Genomic DNA, 21,221 nt, shown 5'->3' on the forward strand with positions numbered 1-21,221 from the left:
GACAAAAGGCTCTTATGAAAGCATCACCCAATCGTGAACAGTTTCTGTTTCTGGTGACCGGCGGCATCATTCTCGTCTTGATCCTGCTGGTGGTGATCTTCAACATGGTGCGCTCGCCCGGTGACCTGATCACCGAGAAGGAGACCCAACCGCCACCCAAGGTGAAGGTCGGGGATCGCGCCAGCGATGCCAACAAATCCGCTTGGCTCACCCAGGTGGCGCCGGCTCCGGTTTTCAACACCGATGCCGGCAAGGGGGACGCCAAACCCGAGCCCCGCATCGAAATCGACGCCCAGGATCTCACCGCGCCGGATCCGAACGCCAAGGAGGGTTCCAAGCCGCGCGATCCCTGGGGTTCCAAGGAGGCCTCGGCCCTGGAATCGGCGCGTCTGGAGTCCAAGCCGCTGCCCAAGGAGGTGGGTTTGAGCACCGCCAAGGCTCCGCCGCCGCCCGCCGACGGTCATGTGGCGCCGCCCATGCCGCAGATGGCGTCCACACCAGGCGCGCGCCCCGCGCCCCCGCCGCCGGCCCGCGGAGCGACCCAGACGCCCGGCGACGCCAAGAACGCCGCCGCGCAAGCCAAGCCGAACCCTCGGGATCAAGCCGAGGAGAGCGACGTGGAAGAGGAGAACGCCAAGCCGCAAAAAAACGCCACCGCGCCCGGAAACGGCTTCACGGTGCAGGTAGCCTCCTTCAACGACACCGAGCACGCCGAAGCCCTGGTGGCCAAGCTCTCGAGCCTGATGTTCGAGGGCAGACGCATGCCCACCTTCATCACCAATCCCAAGGCCGGCGCCAAAACCGTCTACCGGGTGCGCCTGGGCCCGTTCCAGACCCAGCAACGCGCCCAACAGGCGGCCAACATGGCCCAGGCCAAAATCGGCGGCGTGAAGGCCGTGGTTCTGAATCCCGGTCAGTGATCCCCGCCTCACCAGGGGGGCGTCGTGTCAGGGAGCGGATCGTCCCGCTCCCTGACCCCGCCTGCCCGCCTCCCATCGTATCCACCCCATGAGTTGCGATAGCGCGACCCGCCGGCCATTTTCCCCCTTGCAAGCGAAATTCTCTTTTACATCCGCCGCCAAACCGCTAAAGTCTACACCCTGGATCGCCACGCCCGCGCCCCCGCGCCGGCCATGGCGACCCGCTCCGATCTCCCAACCAACCTCATTTGAAGAAGAACCTGGATGAACCCATCCGTCACGGACGCGACCACCGAGCCTGTTGCCCGCTTGACAGGGGTGCGCCATCGCTATGGCCGCCATCTGGTGCTCGCGGGCATCGAGCTTGAGGTCAGACGTGGCGAATGCGTGGTCCTGTACGGAGCCAACGGTTCGGGGAAATCCACCCTGCTCTCGCTGCTCTCCACCCGGCACGCCGTCCGCGAGGGATCCTACCACCTGAACGGCCTGGATGTGCGTCACCACGGCCAGGAGGCGCGGGAGAGGCTTTTGTTCGTCGGCCATCACACCCACCTGTACGGCCATCTGACCTCGGTGGAAAATCTGCTTTTTTTCAGTGATCTGCGTGGTCTGTCGGTTTCGGAATCCCACCTGCGCCAGGCGCTCGACACCGTGGGACTGGCCAAGGCCGCCGACAAACCGGTGCAGTGGTTCTCCGCCGGCATGCGCAAACGGCTGGCCCTGGCGCGCATGCTCCTGGCCGATCCGCGCCTGCTGCTGCTCGACGAACCCTATTCCGCCCTCGACACCCAGGGGGTGAACTGGCTCAACGCCATCCTCGCCGACTACCTGAACCAGGGCGGCGCGGTGATCATGGCCAGCCACGACCCGGAGCGGGTCGCGGCGCTGCGGCATCGTCCGCACCACCTGGCGCGGGGTGTGCTCACCCCCCTCGACACCCCGCGTCCGGAGGTGGCCTGAATGATCAAGGCCATCTACCGCATCGCCTGGAAAGATGTGGCCGGAGATCTGCGCCGTCGCGCGACCCTCTCTTCCATGCTCTTTTTCGCCATTTCGGTGCTGGTGGTGTTCCAGGCCGCCTTCGAGCCGGATCGCAAGGAGGCCCTGCGCCTGCTGCCCGGCCTGCTCTGGGCCACTTCGCTGTTCACCACCCTGGTGGGACTCGGGCGGGTGTTCCAGGCCGAGGAGGAAGATGGCGCCTTCGAAGGGCTGCTGCTGGCTGCGGTGCCGCGCGGGGTGATCTTTTTCGGCAAGTGGCTCGGCAATCTTTTGTTGACCCTGCTGGTGGAATTCCTGATACTCCCCCTGACCATGATCCTCTTCAACGTGGATGCCTGGCAACACATCCCGGCGATCCTGGGAATCCTGGCCCTGGGCACCCTCGGATTGACGGGTCTGGGCACCCTGCTGGCCGCCATGACCCGCGGCGCCCGCTCGCGGGAGACGCTGCTGGCGCTGCTTTTGCTACCCCTGACCGCGCCACTGCTGATCAGCGGCGTGCAGGCGGTGGCGGCCATTCTGACCGTGGATGGCCAGGTGGCGCCCTGGCTGAAACTGCTGGTGATTTTCGATGGGGTCTATCTGGCCATGACCCCCTGGGCCTTCGGTTGGTTGGTGGAGGAGTAATCAGTTCAAGTGCGATGAATATTCTCAAGAAAATCCAACCCCTCGTCGGACTGGCGACCCTGATTTCCCTCGCCGTCGGCCTGTGGTACGTCTATCGGGCCCCGGCGGATTTCCAACAGGGCGGCGCGGTGCGCATCCTCTACATCCACGTACCCTCGGCCAAGCTGGCCCTGTTGAGCTACATCTTTCTCACCATCGCCTCGATCCTCTACCTGTGGAAACGATACGAAGGGGCCGACATCCTCGCCGAGGCCGCCGCCTCGGTGGGCGCCGCCTTCACCGTCATCACCCTGGCCTCGGGATCGATCTGGGGCAAACCGATGTGGGGGACCTGGTGGGCCTGGGATGCGCGCCTGACCTCGATGCTGGTGCTGCTGATCCTCTACAAGGGGCTGATGGTGCTGCGCCACTCCCTGGACGATCCGGTCAAGGGGGCGCGGGCCACCGCGGTTCTGGCCATCGTCGGGGCCGTGGATCTGCCGATCATCCACTATTCGGTGGTCTGGTGGCGCACCCTCCACCAACCCCCCTCCCTGACCGCCAGCGAAAACACCGCCATCCACATCGCCGGCCCCCTGCTGCCGCCATTGCTGATCCTGTCGGTGGCGTTTATCCTGATGGGTCTGTACATGCTGACCGTCAAGGCGCGCCAGATCGAGGCACGCCGCCATCTCGACGCTCTTGAAGCCGCGAGGATGCATCACGATGACTGATTATACCCCCTATGTGGCCGCGGTGTATGGGTTGGCCCTTCTGGTCTACGGTGGCTATACCCTGCTCTGGCGCGCCTCCTGCAAAAAACTGGAACGGCAACTCGCGTCCCTCTCCCAGGAGTCCCCATGAGCATGCCCATCAATCGCCGGGTTTTCATGATCCTGAGCGTGATTCTGGTCATCGGATCCCTCGGGGCGCTGGTACTCTCCTCGTTCACCGGCGCGCTGGTCTATTTTCATACCCCCACCGAGGCCCTGGCCAAACAACCGGAGCTGAATGGCAAAAAAATCCGCATCGGCGGCATGGTGCAGGCCGGCACCCTGACCCGTGAGGCCGGCACGCTCAAGATCCGCTTCCTGGTCACCGACGGCAAGGGGCAAATCCCGGTCCGCTACGAGGGGATCGTGCCGGATCTGTTCCGCGAAGGACAAGGGGTGGTCGTGGAAGGAACCTGGAAAAACGGTCAGGATTTCCCGGCAGATACCATCCTCGCCAAACACAGCGAGGATTACGTCCCGGTGGAGATGAACGAACAGGGGATCGCCAAATCCAAGGAGTCGCTGCTCAAATCGCTCAAGTAGCGGTCTGGCTGGAACGACTCAAAAACAACCCCAAAACCTTACACACTCTCACACAGGTCAATCCGCCTCATGTGGATCGAAATCGCCCATTTTTCCACCCTGCTCGCCCTGCTCCTGGCCGGCGTGCTGCTGGTCGCGCCCCTGGTCGGCATCCGCTGGGGACGGGTGGTCTGGATCCGGGTCGGTCGCCAGGCCGCCTTCTTCACCTGCGGGCTGCTGACACTGGCCTCGGCAGGGTTGATCCTCTCCTTCCTCAACCACGACTTCTCGGTCAAATACGTCGCCGAACACGCCTCCCTGAAACTCCCGGTCTTCTATCTGGCCACCGCCATGTGGGGCGGTCACGAGGGATCGCTGCTGCTCTGGGCCTGGATGCTGTCGCTGTTCGTCGCCATCGCCGCCTGGCGCCACTGGGCCACCCATCCGATCTCCATGCCGTGGGTGCTCTCGATCCTCGGCGGGGTGCTGCTCGGATTTCTGCTGCTGGTGGTGTTCCTCTCCTCGCCCTTCGAACGGTTGATGAATCCCCCCTTCGACGGACGGGATCTCAACCCGCTCCTCCAGGATCCGGGCATGGTCTTCCACCCGCCGTTCCTCTATCTGGGCTATGTGGGTTTCTCGGTGCCCTACGCCTTTGCCATGGCCGCCCTGATCACCGCCCAGGGGGATGCCGAATGGATCCTGGCCACCCGCCGCTGGTCCCTTTTCTCCTGGGCCATGCTCACCATCGGCATCGTCTTCGGCGCCTACTGGGCCTATTACGAACTGGGCTGGGGCGGCTACTGGGCCTGGGATCCGGTGGAAAACGCCTCGTTCATGCCCTGGCTCACCGGTCTGGCCTTCCTGCACTCGGTGATGGTCCAGGAACGGCGCGGCATGTTCCGCACCTGGAACCTCTTTCTGATCATCACCACCTTCGCCCTCTCCCTGCTCGGCACTTTCCTGGTCCGCTCCGGGGTGCTCTCGTCGGTGCATGCCTTTGCCACCGACCCGGGCCGCGGCGTCTATATTCTCATTTTCATGGCGGCACTCCTGCTCTTCTCCTTCGGACTGCTCACCTCCCGCTCCGATCGGTTGAAGGAGACCCCGAAACTCGATAGCGGATTGTCGCGGGAGTTCTCGTTCCTGGTCAACAACCTGTTTCTGGTGGCCGGAGCCTGCACCGTGCTGCTGGGCACCCTCTACCCCCTGGCGGTCGAAACCCTGTCCACCGCCAAGGTGTCGGTGGGCGCCCCCTATTACAATAAGGTGTTCATCCCGATCATGCTCGCCACGCTGCTCTTGATGGGCGTGGGACCGATCATCCCCTGGCAGCGGGCCTCGTGGACACGTTTGCGCCAGGAGTTCCTGCCCTGGCTGGCCCTCGGCATCGTCGGCGCGGTCTGCGCCCCCATGCTCGGCATCAGCCACCTCTCGGGGGCCATCGCATTCGGCCTGATTCTGTTCGTCGGCGCCACCCATCTGAAAGATATCCTCCACAACACCCGCCTGCGCATGCGCCGCGAGGGACTCTCCGCGGTCGCGGCTCTCTGGCGTCTGCTCGGACGCAACAAGCGACGTTACGGCGGGCTGTTCGTCCATCTCGGGACGCTGGTGATGGTGGCCGGTTTCGTGGGATCGGGATTGTTTCAGGAGGAGCGAGACCTGTTCATGGCGGTCGGGGATTCGATGAAGATCGGTTCCTGGAACCTCACCCTGGAGTCCATGGACAAGACCGCCAAACGCAACTGGAAAGCGGATGAGGCGGTGTTCCGCGCCGAGCGTCCCGGTGCGGAGCCGATCCGTCTCACCCCGCAAAAACGGGTCTACAACGAGCACTCCCAACCCACCACCGAGGCGGCGATTCACAGCACCTGGCGCGAGGATCTGTACGTGGTGCTCGGGGATGGGGTGAAAGAGGGGGTGTGGGCGTTCCGGATCTATCGCAACCCGTTGATCTCCTGGGTTTGGGTTGGATCCACCCTGATGGTGATCGGGGTATTCTGGGCCATGTTGCAAGGACGACGCCCGTTCCGGGTCGCGGACGGCTCCGAGAATTAATGTAACGAACCTTTCTAAAGGAATCCGATGAACGGCATCTGGAAACTGGTTCTGCTCGGGGCGGTGATGGCGATTCTGTTGCTGTTCGCCCTGGGATTGAAAAACGATCCGCGCGATATCCCCTCGCCGCTGGTCAACCGACCGGCCAGCGACTTTTCCGCCCCGGCGTTGGAGGGGAACCAGACCGTCTCCCTCTCCGAGCATCGCGGCAAATGGGTACTGGTCAACTTCTGGGGTTCGTGGTGCATCAGTTGCGTGGCCGAACACCCCTATCTGATGGAGCTGGCGGCCAAGGTCAAGGGACGGCCCGATTTCGTGATGATCGGCGTGGATTTTCGCGACACACCGGAGGCGGCACAGGCCTTCCTGAAGCGGCACGGCAATCCCGGCTACGCCCATGCCCAGGATCCGGCACAAAAAATCGCCATCGACTGGGGGGTCTATGGGGCCCCGGAGTCCTATCTGGTGGATCCGAACGGTACGATCCGCATGAAACATACCGGCCCGTTGTTCCCGGGATGGTTCGAGCAGCGCGCCCTGCCACTGATGCAAGGAAACGCCCCATGATTTTTTTTTCTCGCCGGTTTTTGCCCTCGCTCCTCTTGATGCTGGCCATGGGAACCGCCCACGCCGAAGTCCGCAACGAGGATCCCACCGAGGCGATGGTGCGACAGATCGCCAAGGATCTGCGCTGCGCGGTGTGTCAGAACCAGTCGGTGTATGAATCCAACTCCGAGTTGGCCAAGGACATGTTGAAAATCATCCGCGACAAGGTGGCATCGGGCGAGAAGGAGCCGGCGATCCGGGAGTATTTTCATCAGCGTTACGGGGATTACATCTACCTGGAACCCACCGGCCAGGGGATGAACGCCCTGTTGTGGAGCGCGCCGTTTCTGGGGCTGGGTTTGGGGGGATATGCCCTGTGGCTGGCGATGCGCCGCTGGCGCGGTCAGGCGCAAACCCAAACGAACGACGCCTCTCAATCGCCCGCCTCACCAACCCCGGATGCCGCCATGCAGAGCCGCATTCAGCAGGAACTGGAACGGGTGCGGATGTAGGTCAGGATTCGCGAGCGGAAGGTGGGTGCAGATTGGCTCGGGCAGGCATGCGGTATCGTGGATGCCTGAGCATGGCCGGTTCTCTTGAACACCGGCAGAACCTCTTCTTTGAGCTGGCGACGTGCCTCCTCACCTTGACCTTGCCGGAAGCGCGCCCAGGCCATTCGCCCATGCGTCCAGGCTCAATCCTGGATTGCGCCTATGCGTTGAAAAGCCGACAACGCCTCAGTTTGAAGCAACCGCAGCGCCGCATCCAACTCGCCATGATAAAAAAAATCCCCGGACCCACCTGCCAATCACAGGTCGATCCGGGGATGGCGTTCGCCCGGGTCCTCCTCCCCGTCAGACCGGGGAGGAGGACCGTCGAGACACATCAACCACGCAGATTGTTGAGCACTTCGTCCAGCATCTTCTTGGCATCGCCGAAGAGCATCCGGTTGTTCTCCTTGTAGAACAGCGGATTGTCCACGCCCGCGTAACCGGAGGCCATGGAGCGCTTCATGACGATCGAGGTGGTCGATTTCCACACCTCCAGCACCGGCATGCCGGCGATGGGGCTGTTGGGATCTTCGAGCGCGGACGGGTTCACGATGTCGTTGGCGCCGATCACCATGGTGACATCGGTCGAGGGGAAGTCCTCGTTGATCTCGTCCATCTCCAGCACGATGTCATACGGCACCTTGGCTTCGGCCAGCAGCACGTTCATGTGACCCGGCATGCGCCCGGCCACCGGATGGATGGCGAAGCGGACGTTCTTGCCCTTGGAACGCAACAGCTGGGTGATCTCGAACACCGTGTGCTGGGCCTGGGCCACGGCCATGCCGTAACCCGGCACGATCACCACGTTCTTGGCCTCGCGCAGCAGCTCGGCGGTCTCCAGGGCCGACACGGCCACCACCTCGCCCGCCGGCGCAGCACCGGCGGAAGAGGTCGGGGTGCCGCCATCGGAGCCGAAACCACCGCCGATCACCGCCAGGAACTTGCGGTTCATGGCGCGACACATGATGTAGCTCAGAATGGCGCCCGACGAACCCACCAGGGCGCCCACCACGATCAACAGGTCATTGGAGAGCATGAAGCCGGTGGCCGCAGCGGCCCATCCGGAGTAGCTGTTCAACATCGACACCACCACCGGCATGTCCGCGCCACCGATGGCCATCACCATGTGGACGCCGAACAACAGCGCGATCGCGGTCATGGCCAACAGCGGCGTCATGCCCGCCGAGATGCCATGGGCGTTCAGGAACACCTTGCCCAGCAGCACGGTGACGATCAGCAGGCCGAAGTTGAACTGGTGGCGACCCGGCAGGGTCAAAGGCTTGCCGCCGATCCTGCCGGAGAGCTTGCCAAAGGCGACGATGGAGCCGGAGAAGGTCACGGCACCGATCAGGATGCCGATGTAGATCTCCATCTCGTGGATGGTCTTCTCGGCGCCGGTGAGGGTGGAGGTGGGATCGATGTAGTTGGCGAAGCCGACCAGCATGGCGGCCAGACCGACCAGGCTGTGCATGAGGGCGACCAGCTCCGGCATCTCGGTCATTTTGACACGGATGGCGGCGAAAATGCCGATCCCGCCACCGATGGCCATGGCGACGATGATCAGGGCCAGATTGCCGGCGCCGGCCAGCTTCGGACCCATCAGGGTGGCGAGCACGGCGATGGTCATGCCGATGACGCCGAACAGATTGCCGCGCCGGGCGGTTTCGGGATTGCTCAGGCCACCCAGGCTCAGGATGAAGAGGATGGTGGCGCCGATGTAAGAAACGGTCAACAAACCTTGGTTCATGGGTCACGCCTCCTTATTTCTGAAACATGCGCAACATGCGCTGAGTGACCCAGAAGCCACCCATCATGTTCACGGCGGTCAAAACGATGGCCAGTGCCGCCAGGATGGTGATCATCTTTCCGGGCGTGGAGATTTGGATCAGGGCGCCGATCACGATGATGCTGCTGATGGCGTTGGTGACGCTCATGAGCGGGGTGTGCAGGGCCGGGGTGACGTTCCAGATGACCATGTAACCGATGAAGCAGGCCAGGATGAAGACGGTGAAATGTCCCAGGAAGGCCGTCGGCGCGCCGACGCCCACCAGAAGGAAGATCAACGCCAGGCTGATGCCGGTGGTGAGCACGCTTTTGTTGCTGGCCGGCTCGCCGGGGCCATGGCCGTGCTTGGGCGGCGGCGGCGGGGCGGCGGGCTTGGCCTGCTGCGGGGCGGCGGAGAGCTTGGGCGGCGGCGGGGGCCAGGTGATCTCGCCCTCCTTGATGACCGTGGCGCCACGGATCACTTCGTCTTCCATGTTGACGTTGATCACGCCATCCTTGGTACGGCACAGCTCTTCCATCAGACGCACCAGGTTGGTGGCGTAGAGCTGGCTGGACTGACGCGACAGACGGCTGGGCAGATCGGTGAAGCCGATGATGGTGACATCGTGCTTGACCGCCACCTTGCCCGGCTCGGTCAATTCGCAGTTGCCCCCCATTTCGGCGGCCAGATCGACGATCACGCTGCCGGGTTTCATGCTCTTCACCATGTCGGCGGTGATCAGCTTGGGCGCGGGACGGCCCGGAATCAACGCGGTGGTGATGATGATGTCCACCTCGGCGGCCTGCTGGGCGGTCATTTCGGCCTGAGCCTTCTGATACCCTTCGCTCATCACCTTGGCGTAACCGCCGACGCCGCCACCCTCTTCCTCGTAATCGACGGTGACGAACTCGCCACCCATGCTCTTGACCTGATCACCCACTTCCGGACGGGTGTCGAAGGCGCGCACGATGGCGCCCAGGCCCGAGGCGGCACCGATGGCGGCCAGACCGGCCACGCCGGCGCCGATGACGAACACCTTGGCCGGCGGAACCTTGCCGGCGGCGGTGATCTGACCGGTGAAGAAGCGTCCGAAGTGATGGGCGGCCTCGATCACGGCGCGATAGCCGGCGATGTTGGCCATGGAGCTTAGGGCGTCGAGCTTCTGGGCGCGGGAGATGCGCGGCACCGAATCCATGGCCAGCGCGGTGACCTTGAGGGCGGCCATGCGGTCCATGAGTTCTTTGTTTTGGGCGGGCCAGATGAAGCTGATGAGGGTCTGGCCGGCGCGCAGGGAATCGACCTCATGGGCCTTGCCACCCGGAATGGCCATCGGGGCGCGCACTTTGAGGACGATATCCGCATTGTCATAGAGGGATTTGGCATCCGCCGCGATCGTGGCGCCCGCTTCCTGATACACCTCGTCCGAGAAATTGGCCTCGGCACCGGCACCCTTCTCGACCGCCACGGTGAAGCCCAACTTGATGAACTGCTTGACGGAATCCGGGCTGGCTGCCACCCGTCGTTCCCCTGGATAGATCTCTCTGGGAATGCCGATCTGCATTGAACGCCTCCTGATATAAATTTAAGGATCGTGGAACCAAACGGGGCTTCATCCACTCCAACGATAAGCGCTCCTCCATGCGCGCATCCGGGACGAATTCTCAAGGAGCAGATGATGAAAGAAAACGTCCGCGCGGTCAAGTTGCCGCGCAGCATATTTTCGTTCTGGATCTTTTGATTTCGGTACGTTATCGATCCGCCAGCGACGATGCCCCCTTCCCGGCGGGCACCCGTGGGGATCACCGATCAGGAGGGCGCGAGGATCACGTCCCCTCCCCGATCCGGCTCAACCGCGTCGCCAGGCCGATGTAACCTGCGGGGGTCAGTTCCAGAAGCCGCGCCTTGGCCTCGGTCGGAATCTCCAACCCCTCGATGAAGTCGCGGATCCCCTCGCGGGTGATGCCTCGACCGCGGGTCAGCTCCTTCAACCGTTCGTAGGGTTTCTCCAGGCCATGCCGGCGCATGACGGTCTGGATCGGCTCGGCCAGAACCTCCCAGGCATTTTCCAGGTCGGCGGCCAGACGGACCGGATCGGCCTCGAGCTTGCCGATCCCCTTCAAGGCCGAATCATACCCCAACACCGCATACCCCAACCCCACGCCGACGTTGCGCAGCACCGTGGAGTCGGTGAGATCCCGTTGCAGGCGCGACACCGGGAGTTTCACCGCCAGATGGTCGAGCACGGCGTTGGCCAGGCCGAGATTGCCCTCGGAGTTCTCGAAATCGATGGGATTGACCTTGTGGGGCATGGTCGAGGAGCCCACCTCGCCGGCGCGGGTCTTCTGACGGAAATAACCGAGCGAAATATAGCTCCACAGATCCCGGTCGAAATCGAGCAGCACGGTATTGAAGCGCATGACCGCGTGGAAGAACTCCGCCACGCCGTCGTGGGGTTCGATCTGGGTGGTGAGGGGCTGGTAGGTCAGGCCGAGGGAGGTGACGAACCGTTCGGCCAGAGCCGGCCAATCCACCTCGGGATAGGCGACCACATGGGCGTTGAAGTTGCCGACCGCGCCATTGATCTTGCCGGGAATCCCGACCCGTTGCAGACCGTCGCGTTGAATCCGCAGACGATGGGCGACGTTGGCCATCTCCTTGCCGAGCGTGGTCGGCGAGGCGGGTTGACCGTGGGTACGGGCGAGCATGGGCTGTTCACGATGGCGCGCGGCCAGATCGGCGATCTGGGCCACCACCCGCTCCATGGCGGGCAGGAGCACCTGTTCCCTGGCCTCCTTCATCGCCAGGCCGTGGGAGAGGTTGTTGATATCCTCGGAGGTGCAGGCGAAATGGATGAACTCCAGCACCGGCTCCGGCAGGAGATCGCCGAGCCGTTCCTTGAGAAAATACTCGACCGCCTTGACATCGTGGTTGGTGGTGCGCTCGATCTCCTTGACGCGATGGCCGTCCACCTCGGAAAAGTCCTGGGCGAGGGCATGCAGCCGCGCCTCGACCTCGGCGGTGAACGGGGGTACCTCGGGGATGGCCGGCTCGCGGGAAAGGGCCAGAAGCCAGCCCAGCTCCACCCGCACGCGACGGTGGATGAGGCCGAATTCGGAAAAGATCGGGCGCAGCGGGGCCACCTGACGGGCGTAGCGTCCATCCAGCGGCGAAAGAGCGGTCAAAAGGGTCGGATCCATGTTCGAGTCAACTTCCATGCTGGCAAATAAACGGGAAAGAAGAACCAATCCTTGCATGGTAACCAAGATCGACGAAAAACAAAACCCGCGCAGGTGAAAAAATCATCTTATGGCCGATTGGCACCACTTGGCGTGGCCCGCATTTGCGTTTACCCTCATAAATGGCAAAAATTTGACCATTACCGTGGATCCTCCACCCAGTGAAGCTCCAACGGATGGGGGCTAGGGGTTCCGCCCTACATGACAAGTCAGCAAGGAACGATGCCATGACCGAAGCCAGACCCTTCAAACGCCTGTTGGTGGCCAATCGCGGCGAAATCGCCATCCGCATCATCCGGGCCGCCTCCGAGATGGGCATCGCCACCGTGGCCATCCACGCCCTGGAGGACAGCTACTCCCTGCACCGCTACAAGGCCGACGAAAGCTATCTGGTCGGCGCGGGCAAGCGCCCCATCGCCGCCTATCTCGATATCCAGGATATCCTGCGCATCGCCCGCGAGGTGCATGTCGATGCCATCCATCCGGGATACGGGTTTCTCTCCGAGAATCCCGATTTCGCCGCCGCCTGTCGCGACTCCGGCATCGCCTTCGTCGGCCCGACCCCGGAAGCCATGCGACTGCTCGGCGACAAGGTGCAGGCGCGCCGCATCGCGGTGGAGGCCGGCGTGCCGGTCATGCCCGCCACCACCACCCTGCCCGAGGATCCGGACCAGATCCACGCCATGGCCCATCAAATCGGCTATCCGGTGATGCTCAAGGCGATCTGGGGCGGCGGCGGACGCGGCATGCGGGTGATCGAAGGGCCGGAGCAGCTCCTCGAACAGGTGCGCACCGCCTCCCGCGAGGCAGCCACCGCTTTCGGCAACGGCTCGGTCTACCTGGAAAAACTGGTCCGACGCGCCCGGCACGTCGAGGTGCAGATCCTCGGCGACCAGCACGGCAATCTCGTGCATCTTTATGAGCGCGACTGTACCGTGCAGCGCCGCAACCAGAAGGTGGTCGAACGGGCTCCGGCGCTCTACCTCTCCGACGCCCAGCGCGCCGAACTGTGCGGCAACGCCCTGCGGCTGGCCAAGGCGGTGGGTTATCGCAATGCCGGCACCGTGGAGTTCTTGCAGGATGTGGATTCCGGCGCCTTCTACTTCATCGAGGTCAACCCGCGCATCCAGGTGGAACATACCGTCACCGAGGAGGTGACCGGCATCGATCTGGTGCAGGCGCAGATCCTGGTGGCCCAGGGCCACCCCCTCGGCTCCCGCGGTCTGCCGCTCCAGCAGAACATCGCCCTGCACGGCCACGCCATGCAGTGCCGGGTCACCACCGAAGATCCGGAAAACAACTTCACCCCGGACTACGGACGCATCTCCGACTATCGCAGCGCCGCCGGCTTTGGCGTGCGTCTCGACGCGGGCACCGCCTACAGCGGCGCGCGCATCACCCCGTTCTATGATTCGCTGCTGGTCAAGATCACCGCCTGGGCGGCCACCTCGGACGCGGCCATCCATCGCATGGACCGTGCCTTGCAGGAGTTCCGCATCGTCGGCGTGAAGACCAATCTCGGCTTTTTAAGCCGCGTGGTGCGTCACGACAAGTTCCGTTTCGGCGACTACACCACCACCTTCATCGATCAGAACCCCTCCCTGTTCAAGACCCCGGAACGGCACGACTCCCACGCCCATCTGCTGCAATACATCGCCGACGTGGTGGTCAACGGCAACCGCGAAACCAAGGGGTTGCCGAAACCGGAGAGCTATGCCAAACCGAACGTGCCGAAGTTCAACGAGAAAGAGGAGCTCCCGCTCGGCACCCGCGATCTGTTGGATGACCTCGGACCGAAAAAATTCGCCGAGTGGATGCTGGCTCAGAAACGCACCCTGATCACCGACACCACGATGCGCGACGCCCATCAGTCGCTGCTGGCCACGCGGCTGCGCACCTTCGACCTCAAGGTGATCGCGCCGGCCTATCAGCGGCTTCTGCCCAACCTGTTTTCCATGGAGTGCTGGGGCGGCGCCACCTTCGACGTGACCATGCGCTTCCTGAAGGAGTGTCCCTGGGAACGGCTGATGCATCTGCGCGAGCTGATGCCCAATCTGCTTTTGCAGATGCTGCTGCGCTCGGCCAACGGCGTCGGCTACACCAACTATCCGGACAACGTGGTCAAATTTTTCATCAAGCAGGCCGCCGGACGCGGGGTGGATGTGTTCCGGGTGTTCGACTCCCTCAACTGGGTGGAGAACATGCGCGTGGCCATGGACGCGGTGTGCGCCGAGGAGAAGCTCTGCGAGGCGGCCATCTGCTACACCGGCGACATCAACGATCCCAAACGGGCCAAGTACTCCCTGAAATACTACGTGGAGATGGCCAAGGAGCTGGAAGCCGCCGGCGCGCATATCCTGGGCATCAAGGACATGGCCGGACTGCTCAAGCCCAACGCGGCGCGGGTGCTGGTCAAGGCTCTCAAACAGGAGATCGGCCTGCCGATCCACTTCCACACCCACGACACCAGCGGCATCTCCGCGGCCAGCGTCCTGGCGGCCATCGAAGCCGGCGTGGATGCGGTGGACGCGGCCATGGACGCCATGAGCGGGGCCACCTCCCAGCCCAGTCTCGGCTCGATCGTCGAGGCGTTGCGCAACACCCCCCACGACACCGAACTCGACATCGACGCCATCCGCGCGATCTCGACCTATTGGGAGCAGGTGCGGCGTCACTACGCCGCCTTCGAAACCCGTCAATATGTCGGGGCCTCGGAGGTTTATCTGCACGAGATGCCGGGCGGTCAGTTCACCAATCTGCGTCAGCAGGCCCGTTCCCTGGGCATCGACTCCCACTGGGATCAGGTGGCGCGCGCCTATGCCCAGGTCAACGAGATGTTCGGCGACATCCCCAAGGTGACTCCCAGCTCCAAGGTGGTGGGCGACATGGCCTTGATGATGGTGACCAGTCAGCTCAGCCGCCAGGATGTGCTCGATCCGCACAAGGAGATCTCCTTTCCGGAGTCGGTGGTGCAGTATTTCCGGGGTGATCTCGGCCAGCCGCCGGGGGGCTTTCCCCAGGCGCTGCAACGCAAGGTGCTGAAAAACCAGACCCCCTTGACCGAACGACCCGGCGCCGTGCTCCCGGATACCGACCTCGACGAGCAGCGCACCGTGGTATCGCACCTGACCGGCGGCATGGTGAGCGATGCCCAGTTGGCCTCGTATCTGATGTATCCCCAGGTTTACAGCGAGTTCATGCGTCACTGTCAGACCTATGGAGATGTGAGTCGCCTGCCTTCGACGGTCTTTTTCTACGGCATGGAGCCGGGCCAGGAGATCACCGTGGAGCCCGAGCCGGGCAAGGCGTTGATCGTCCACTTCGTCACCGCCTCGGAGCCGGACCGGGATGGGATGGTGAAGGTGTTCTTCGAGGTAAACGGTCAACCTCGTTCGATCCTGATCCACAACCGTGCCCAAGGTAGCGGCAAGCGTGCCGCGCCCAAGGCGCGGGATGGCGATCCGGCCCAGGTGGGCGCGCCGATTCCGGGCGCCGTGGGCGCGATCGCGGTGGCGCGGGGTCAAAAGGTGGCGCGCGGCGATCTGCTGCTCTCCCTGGAGGCGATGAAGATGGAGACTGCGGTGTGCGCCACCAAGGATGGGGTGGTGGCCGAGATCCATGTTTCGACCGGGGATCAGGTGGAGACCAAGGATTTGTTGATCACGTTGGGTTCGGCGTAGAGGGAAGCGGAAGCGGAAGCGGAAAAGCTCCCCACTGTTGCGGGGGACGGGGGGCCGAAGGTCCCCGGCAGAGGTTTGGAGACAGCGTCTCCAAGGTTTTGCCTGTGATTTTGCCTGTGTCTTGACTCTTTAGCCTTTGACTCTTTGGTCTTTGGTCTTTGGTCTTTAAGATTTTAGCGCGCTCTTCAAAAAAAGCGTTTTTTCGCTCTTTTGCGAAAAAACGCTGCGCGCCGCCTTGGCTGCGGGAACGTTTGGCGCCTTTTGCCAAACGTTCCCGCGAACATGGCCCCAAAGCCCACCCAAAGCCCACCCAAAGCCCACCCAAAGCCCACCCAAAGCCCACCCAAAGCCCACCCAAAGCCCACCCAAAGCCCACCCAAAAAAGCCAAAAAAGCCAAAAAAGCCAAAAAAAAACCGCCCCAAAGCCCCCCCAAAAAACCGCCCCAAGTCCCCCCCCAACCGCCCGCCAAAAATGTCTTGCCTCCCGAGCCCCCTTCGCCCCCTCCTCGACACCCCGGCGAGGAGGCACATGATCCCCACCTCTCGCCCTGATGCGCACGGACGAAAAGGATTCCCGAACCGCTGGGTCACGGTTGCGATAGCAAGGGAAAAGGGGTATTATTGACAAGTTAACCCCTCTTCTTCTCCACCGATGTCACGCGGGTATCATGGATAGCGAAACAACGACCGTGGATCCCAACCTTTCCAAGCGGGTTCCCGTCAATCTCGAAGACGAAATGCGCCGCTCCTACCTCGATTACGCCATGAGCGTGATCGTGGGACGCGCCCTGCCCGACGTGCGCGACGGACTCAAACCGGTCCACCGCCGCGTCCTCTACGCCATGAGCGAACTGGGCAACGAGTGGAATCGCGCCTACAAGAAATCGGCCCGCGTGGTCGGTGACGTCATCGGCAAATACCATCCCCACGGCGACGTGGCGGTCTACGACACCATCGTGCGCATGGCCCAGGAGTTCTCGATGCGCCATCCGCTCGTGGATGGCCAGGGGAACTTCGGCTCCGTGGATGGGGACTCTCCGGCGGCCATGCGTTACACCGAAGTGCGCATGACCCGTCTGGCCGGCGAACTGCTCGCCGACATCGACAAGGAGACGGTGGATTTCGGACCCAACTACGACGGATCCCTCACCGAACCGCGCATTCTGCCGTGCAAATTCCCCAACCTTCTGGTCAGCGGCTCCTCGGGCATCGCGGTGGGCATGGCCACCAACATCCCACCCCACAACCTCGGCGAGGTGGTCGATGCCACCTGCGCCCTGATCGACAACCCGGAACTGACCAATCGCGGCCTGATGACCTTCGTGCCTGGTCCGGACTTTCCCACCGGCGGCTCGATCCACGGTCGGGCCGGAATTGTAAGCGCCTACGAAACCGGACGCGGCTCCATCGTGCTGCGCGCCAAGACCCATGTCGAGACGAAGAAAGACGGACGCGAGGCGATCATCATCGACGAACTGCCGTTCCAGGTGAACAAGGCCAAACTGGTGGAATTCATCGCCGACCTGGTGCGCGAAAAGAAGATCGACGGCATCTCGGATCTGCGCGACGAATCGGATCGCCAGGGGATGCGGGTGGTGATCGAAACCAAACGCGATGCCAGCACCGAAGTGTTGCTCAACCAGCTCTACAAGCACACCGCCATGCAGACCACCTTCGGCGTGAACGCCGTGGCCCTGGTGCATGGCCAGCCGCAAACCCTGAGTCTGAAAAGCATCCTCGAGGAGTTCATCAACCACCGCCGTCAGGTGGTGACGCGACGTACCCTGTTCGATCTGGCCAAGGCCCAGGCACGCGGCCACATCCTGGAAGGGCTCTCCGTGGCCCTGGCCAACATCGACCGCATCATCGAGCTGATCCGCAACGCCCCCAACCCCCAGACCGCCAAGGAGCGGCTGGTGGCCGAGGTGTGGGCGCGCGGCCCGGTGGAGGCGATGCTGGCGCGCGCCCTGGAGGCAGGCATGGTCGCTTCGCCCCAGTTCGTCGAGGGAGGCTATCGACTCTCCCCCGAACAGGCCCAGGCGATCCTCGACATGCGTCTGCACCGTCTGACCGGTCTGGAACAGGACAAAATCCATCAGGAGTTCGAGGAGACCCTGACCGAAATCGCCCGGCTGAACGCGATTCTCGCCTCGGATCAGGCGCTCCTGACGGTGATCAAGGACGAACTCACGCGCATCAAGGAGATGTTCGCCAATGCGCGCCGCACCGAGATCGTGGAGGATCTGGGCGAGTTTTGCGCCGAGGATCTGATCCCGGAAGAGGAGATGGTGGTCACGGTGAGCCATTCGGGCTACGTGAAGCGTCAGCCGGCGGTGGATTACCGCAGTCAGCGCCGCGGCGGCAAAGGCAAAAGCGCCACCGGAGTCCGGGATGAGGATTTCATCTCGCAACTCTTCGTGGCCTCGACCCACGATCCGATCCTCTGTTTTACCGACAAAGGCCGGGTGTTCCGCCTGAAGGTCCACGAACTGCCCCTGGCCAGCCGCGCGGCGCGCGGTCGCCCGATCATCAATCTGCTGGCCCTCGAGGGGGGCGAAAAGCTGGCCCAGATCCTGCCGGCGCCGGTGGCGCGCGACCAGTGGGACAACTGGCATCTGCTGTTCGCCACGGCCAAGGGGCTGATCAAGAAAACCGCCCTCTCCGCCTATGCCAACATCCGCGCCTCGGGAATCCGGGCGGTGGATCTGCAAGAGGGGGATGATCTGGTCGGGGTGGCGCTGCTGCCGGTGTTGCAAGAGGATATCGATGCCGAGGCCGTCGCGGCGGGCGAAGGCGACGAAGATGGCACGACCCCGGTCGAGGTCGAACCGGTGGTCGAACCGGTGGCCGAAGAGGAGCCGGAGGAGAGCGGCGAGACGAGACCCGGACGGATTCTGCTCTATTCGAGTTCCGGCAAGGCGGCCCGCTTCCGTACCGGACAGGTACGGCTGATGGGACGGGTGGCACGCGGGGTGCGCGGCATGCGACTGCGTGGCGAGGATCGGGTGATCGCCTTGAACGTGCTGACCAACGAGCCGGATTGTCAGATTCTGGCCATCACCGAGAACGGGTTCGGCAAGCGGACCGAGGCCGAGAGGTTCCCCACCAAAGGCCGAGGATCGCAAGGGGTGATCGGCATGCTGATCGACGAGCGCAACGGTCCGGTGGTGGCCAGTCTGGTGGTGTCGCCTGGGGATCAGATCATGGTGATCACCGATCAGGGTACGGTGTTGCGCACCCCGGTGGAGAGCGTGCGTCAGACGGGCCGCAATGCCCGTGGGGTAAAGGTGTTGGATGTCTCCAGCTCCGGGGAGCGGGTGGTATCGGTGGCGCGCATCGCCGAAGCCGAGGAGGATGCCGTCGTGACCGCCTCGGAGGATGGGGAGAGCGATGGAATGCCCATGGATGAGGGAGGTGCATGAGCCATGTTGGATCTGAAGGCGATCCGGGAGCGTCCGGAGTGGGTGGATGCGCGGTTGAAAACCCGTGGGGGACGGCATGATCTGACCGCCTTTTTCGCCCTTGAGGCCGAACAGCGCGCCCTGCGCGCCACGACCGAGGGGTTGCAGGCGCGCCGCAACGAAATTTCCAAGCTGATCGGTCAGCTCAAGGCCAAAGGTGAAGACGCCTCGTCCCTGCTCGCGGAGATGAGGAAACTGGGACCTCGGCTCAAAGAGCACGAAGCCGCATTGCGCGCCAAGGAGGAGGCGGTGCAGGAGGAACTGGCCCGTCTGCCGAATCTGCCCGCCGAGGATGTTCCGGTGGGACCGGACGAAAGCGGCAATGTGGTGGTGCGGTCCTGGCCGGAAGACTTTTCCGGAACCGCGACCGAACTCAACCACTGGGACATCGGCGAACGCCTCGGGATTCTCGACTTCCAGGTGGCCGCCGAGACGTTGGGGGCCCGTTTCACCTTCTTCCGGGGCGACGGCGCCCGACTGATCCGCGCCTTGACCTCGTTCATGCTCGATCTGCACACCCGCGAGCACGGCTACGAGGAGATCCTGCCGCCGTTTCTGGCCAACAAGGAGAGCCTGTTCGGCACCGGCCAACTGCCGAAGTTCGAGGAAGATCTTTTCTGCCTGCGGGATGACCCGTTCTATCTGATTCCGACCGCCGAGGTGCCGTTGACCAACATGGTACGGGGCCAGATCGTGGATGAGTCGCTCCTGCCGATGAGGTTCACGGCCTGGACCGCCTGTTTCCGCCGCGAAGCGGGCGCCGCCGGACGCGACACGCGCGGCTTGATCCGCCAGCACCAGTTCGACAAGGTGGAGCTGGTGTGGATCACCCGTCCGGAGGAGAGCATGGCGGCTCTGGAGTCTTTGACCGGGCACGCCGAAGAGGTGTTGAAACGTCTGGAACTCCCCTATCGCACCGTGGCGTTGTGTACGGGCGACCTTGGCTTCGCCTCGGCCAAGACGTATGATCTGGAGGTGTGGCTGCCCGGTCAGGGTCGTTATCGGGAGATCTCCTCCTGTTCCAACACCCTGGATTTCCAGGCGCGCCGCATGAAGGCCCGTCTGCGACGCACGGAGAGCAAGACGGTCGAGCCGGTGCATACCCTGAACGGCTCCGGCATCGCGGTGGGACGGACGCTGGTGGCCTTGTTGGAAAATTTCGTCCAACCCGATGGCAGCGTGACAATTCCGGACGCCCTGCGTCCCTATATGGGCGGTCAGGCCCGGATCGAGATACGCGGTTGACCACCGCGCCAGATTGACCAAGGAACAACCCGAGCGGACTGACCAGGAAACACCTCGCGTCGGGTTGACCAGGAAACACCTCGCGTCGGGTTGACCAGGGAATGCGATTGACCCGCACGGCATCACGCAGATGGCGCGTGCGGCAGGTACGGAAGGGTGGCAGAGCGGTTGAATGCAACGGTCTTGAAAATCGTCGATGGGTAACCATCCGTGGGTTCAAATCCCACCCCTTCCGCCAAAATACATTTTTTAGCGTCCAACAGAGTCCGGCGTCCAACAGAGTCCGGCGTCCAACAGAGTCCGGCGTCCAACAGAGTCCGGCGTCCAACAGAGTCCGGCGTCCAACAGAGTCCGAATGAAGCCACCGTAACAGGTGGCTTTTTTTATGTTTTTTTCCAAAATCGTCCAAAATCGTCTCTTGAGTCGTCCAACGGATGTCAAGCGACACGAAGAATTGACCCCCTGACGACATGAAAAACTGACCCCCCTCCTGGTTACGCTGGTTGATGGTTGCTCGCCAATATTCCGGTTTTCAAAAGACCGGAACGCCGTTTTTCCCGTAGTCTGTAGCTCTCGCCACGGATCGTCACCACATGGCTGTTGCAGCAGGCAATCCAGGATGGCTGTCGCCACAACGGGATCGCCGAACACTTCCCCCCACTCGCCCACACCGCGATGGCTGGTCACCAGCATGCTGCCTCGCTCGTAGCGTCTTGAAACCAATTGGAAAAACAAATGAGCTGCATTGGCTTCCAAAGGCAGATAGCCCAGTTCATCCACGATCAGCAGTTTCGGTTTGGCAACATTGGGTTTCCTCCTTGGTTCGTGTTTCCAAGGATTGAAACCGAATCTTTCG

15 protein-coding genes, 1 tRNA gene and 1 pseudogene are annotated in these 21,221 nt (G+C 63.0%); 13 read left to right on the forward strand and 4 right to left on the reverse strand.

The features are described 5' to 3' along the window. Positions 1 to 14: 14 nt before the first annotated feature. The 9 genes from ACOY6C_RS13415 to ACOY6C_RS13455 all read left to right on the forward strand — a co-directional run bounded on the left by ACOY6C_RS13415 (position 15) and on the right by ACOY6C_RS13455 (position 6,939). Positions 15 to 920 carry an SPOR domain-containing protein gene (locus ACOY6C_RS13415; protein ID WP_420905978.1) on the forward strand — a complete coding sequence of 302 codons (906 nt, stop codon included), beginning with the start codon at positions 15 to 17 and terminating at the stop codon, positions 918 to 920. A gap of 264 nt (positions 921 to 1,184) precedes the next feature. Beyond that, on the forward strand, positions 1,185 to 1,880 hold the full coding sequence (gene ccmA, locus ACOY6C_RS13420; RefSeq protein ID WP_420905979.1) for a heme ABC exporter ATP-binding protein CcmA: 696 nt from the start codon (positions 1,185 to 1,187) through the stop codon (positions 1,878 to 1,880). Continuing rightward, positions 1,881 to 2,546 (forward strand): heme exporter protein CcmB, encoded by a 666-nt coding sequence (locus ACOY6C_RS13425; RefSeq protein WP_420905980.1) that lies wholly within the window; start codon positions 1,881 to 1,883, stop codon positions 2,544 to 2,546. It abuts the gene before it with no gap. Positions 2,547 to 2,560: 14 nt separating this feature from the next. Then, a complete protein-coding gene (gene ccmC, locus ACOY6C_RS13430; RefSeq protein WP_420905981.1) occupies positions 2,561 to 3,259 on the forward strand; it encodes a heme ABC transporter permease CcmC in 699 nt (232 codons plus the stop codon). Then, entirely contained in the window at positions 3,252 to 3,389 is a 138-nt protein-coding gene (locus ACOY6C_RS13435; RefSeq protein ID WP_420905982.1) for a hypothetical protein, read from the forward strand. Before ccmC ends, ACOY6C_RS13435 begins: the two co-directional genes overlap by 8 nt. Next, on the forward strand, positions 3,386 to 3,841 hold the full coding sequence (gene ccmE / locus ACOY6C_RS13440; protein ID WP_420905983.1) for a cytochrome c maturation protein CcmE: 456 nt from the start codon (positions 3,386 to 3,388) through the stop codon (positions 3,839 to 3,841). The genes ACOY6C_RS13435 and ccmE overlap by 4 nt, the downstream gene beginning before the upstream one ends. Before the next feature lie 69 nt (positions 3,842 to 3,910). Further along, positions 3,911 to 5,881, forward strand: coding sequence for a heme lyase CcmF/NrfE family subunit (locus ACOY6C_RS13445; protein ID WP_420905984.1), 1,971 nt, complete (start codon positions 3,911 to 3,913; stop codon positions 5,879 to 5,881). Positions 5,882 to 5,908: 27 nt separating this feature from the next. Continuing rightward, positions 5,909 to 6,448 carry a DsbE family thiol:disulfide interchange protein gene (locus tag ACOY6C_RS13450; RefSeq protein ID WP_420905985.1) on the forward strand — a complete coding sequence of 180 codons (540 nt, stop codon included), beginning with the start codon at positions 5,909 to 5,911 and terminating at the stop codon, positions 6,446 to 6,448. Continuing rightward, positions 6,445 to 6,939, forward strand: a complete 495-nt coding sequence (locus tag ACOY6C_RS13455; RefSeq protein ID WP_420905986.1) for a cytochrome c-type biogenesis protein — start codon at positions 6,445 to 6,447, stop codon at positions 6,937 to 6,939. The genes ACOY6C_RS13450 and ACOY6C_RS13455 overlap by 4 nt, the downstream gene beginning before the upstream one ends. 373 nt (positions 6,940 to 7,312) lie before the next feature. On the opposite strand, the gene pntB is transcribed toward ACOY6C_RS13455, so the two are convergent. From pntB to purB, 3 genes are all read right to left on the reverse strand, one after another. Next, positions 7,313 to 8,725 (reverse strand): Re/Si-specific NAD(P)(+) transhydrogenase subunit beta, encoded by a 1,413-nt coding sequence (pntB, locus tag ACOY6C_RS13460; protein WP_420905987.1) that lies wholly within the window; start codon positions 8,723 to 8,725, stop codon positions 7,313 to 7,315. A 13-nt stretch (positions 8,726 to 8,738) separates the two neighbouring features. Continuing rightward, positions 8,739 to 10,304: a Re/Si-specific NAD(P)(+) transhydrogenase subunit alpha gene (locus ACOY6C_RS13465; RefSeq protein ID WP_420905988.1), complete on the reverse strand. Its 1,566-nt coding sequence runs from the start codon at positions 10,302 to 10,304 to the stop codon at positions 8,739 to 8,741. Positions 10,305 to 10,566: 262 nt separating this feature from the next. Beyond that, positions 10,567 to 11,940: an adenylosuccinate lyase gene (gene purB, locus ACOY6C_RS13470; RefSeq protein ID WP_420905989.1), complete on the reverse strand. Its 1,374-nt coding sequence runs from the start codon at positions 11,938 to 11,940 to the stop codon at positions 10,567 to 10,569. Positions 11,941 to 12,206: 266 nt separating this feature from the next. On the opposite strand from purB, the gene ACOY6C_RS13475 reads away from it, so the two are divergent. The 4 genes from ACOY6C_RS13475 (at position 12,207) to ACOY6C_RS13490 (ending at position 20,603) form a co-directional block, all read left to right on the forward strand. Next, entirely contained in the window at positions 12,207 to 15,659 is a 3,453-nt protein-coding gene (locus ACOY6C_RS13475; RefSeq protein WP_420905990.1) for a pyruvate carboxylase, read from the forward strand. A 668-nt stretch (positions 15,660 to 16,327) separates the two neighbouring features. Beyond that, positions 16,328 to 19,081, forward strand: a complete 2,754-nt coding sequence (gyrA, locus tag ACOY6C_RS13480) for a DNA gyrase subunit A (protein ID WP_420905991.1) — start codon at positions 16,328 to 16,330, stop codon at positions 19,079 to 19,081. 3 nt (positions 19,082 to 19,084) lie between these two features. Further along, a complete protein-coding gene (gene serS, locus ACOY6C_RS13485) occupies positions 19,085 to 20,365 on the forward strand; it encodes a serine--tRNA ligase (protein WP_420905992.1) in 1,281 nt (426 codons plus the stop codon). Between the two features lie 150 nt (positions 20,366 to 20,515). Continuing rightward, a tRNA-Ser gene (locus ACOY6C_RS13490) sits at positions 20,516 to 20,603 on the forward strand. Positions 20,604 to 20,859: 256 nt separating this feature from the next. Here the strand turns inward: ACOY6C_RS13490 and ACOY6C_RS13495 are convergent. Next, a pseudogene (locus ACOY6C_RS13495) lies at positions 20,860 to 21,169 on the reverse strand (ATP-binding protein); the annotation flags it as partial. Between the last annotated feature and the right edge of the window lie 52 nt (positions 21,170 to 21,221).

Source organism: Candidatus Magnetaquiglobus chichijimensis, assembly GCF_045865675.1.
In the GTDB taxonomy this organism is placed as follows: Bacteria; Pseudomonadota; Magnetococcia; order Magnetococcales; family Magnetaquicoccaceae; genus Magnetaquiglobus; species Magnetaquiglobus chichijimensis.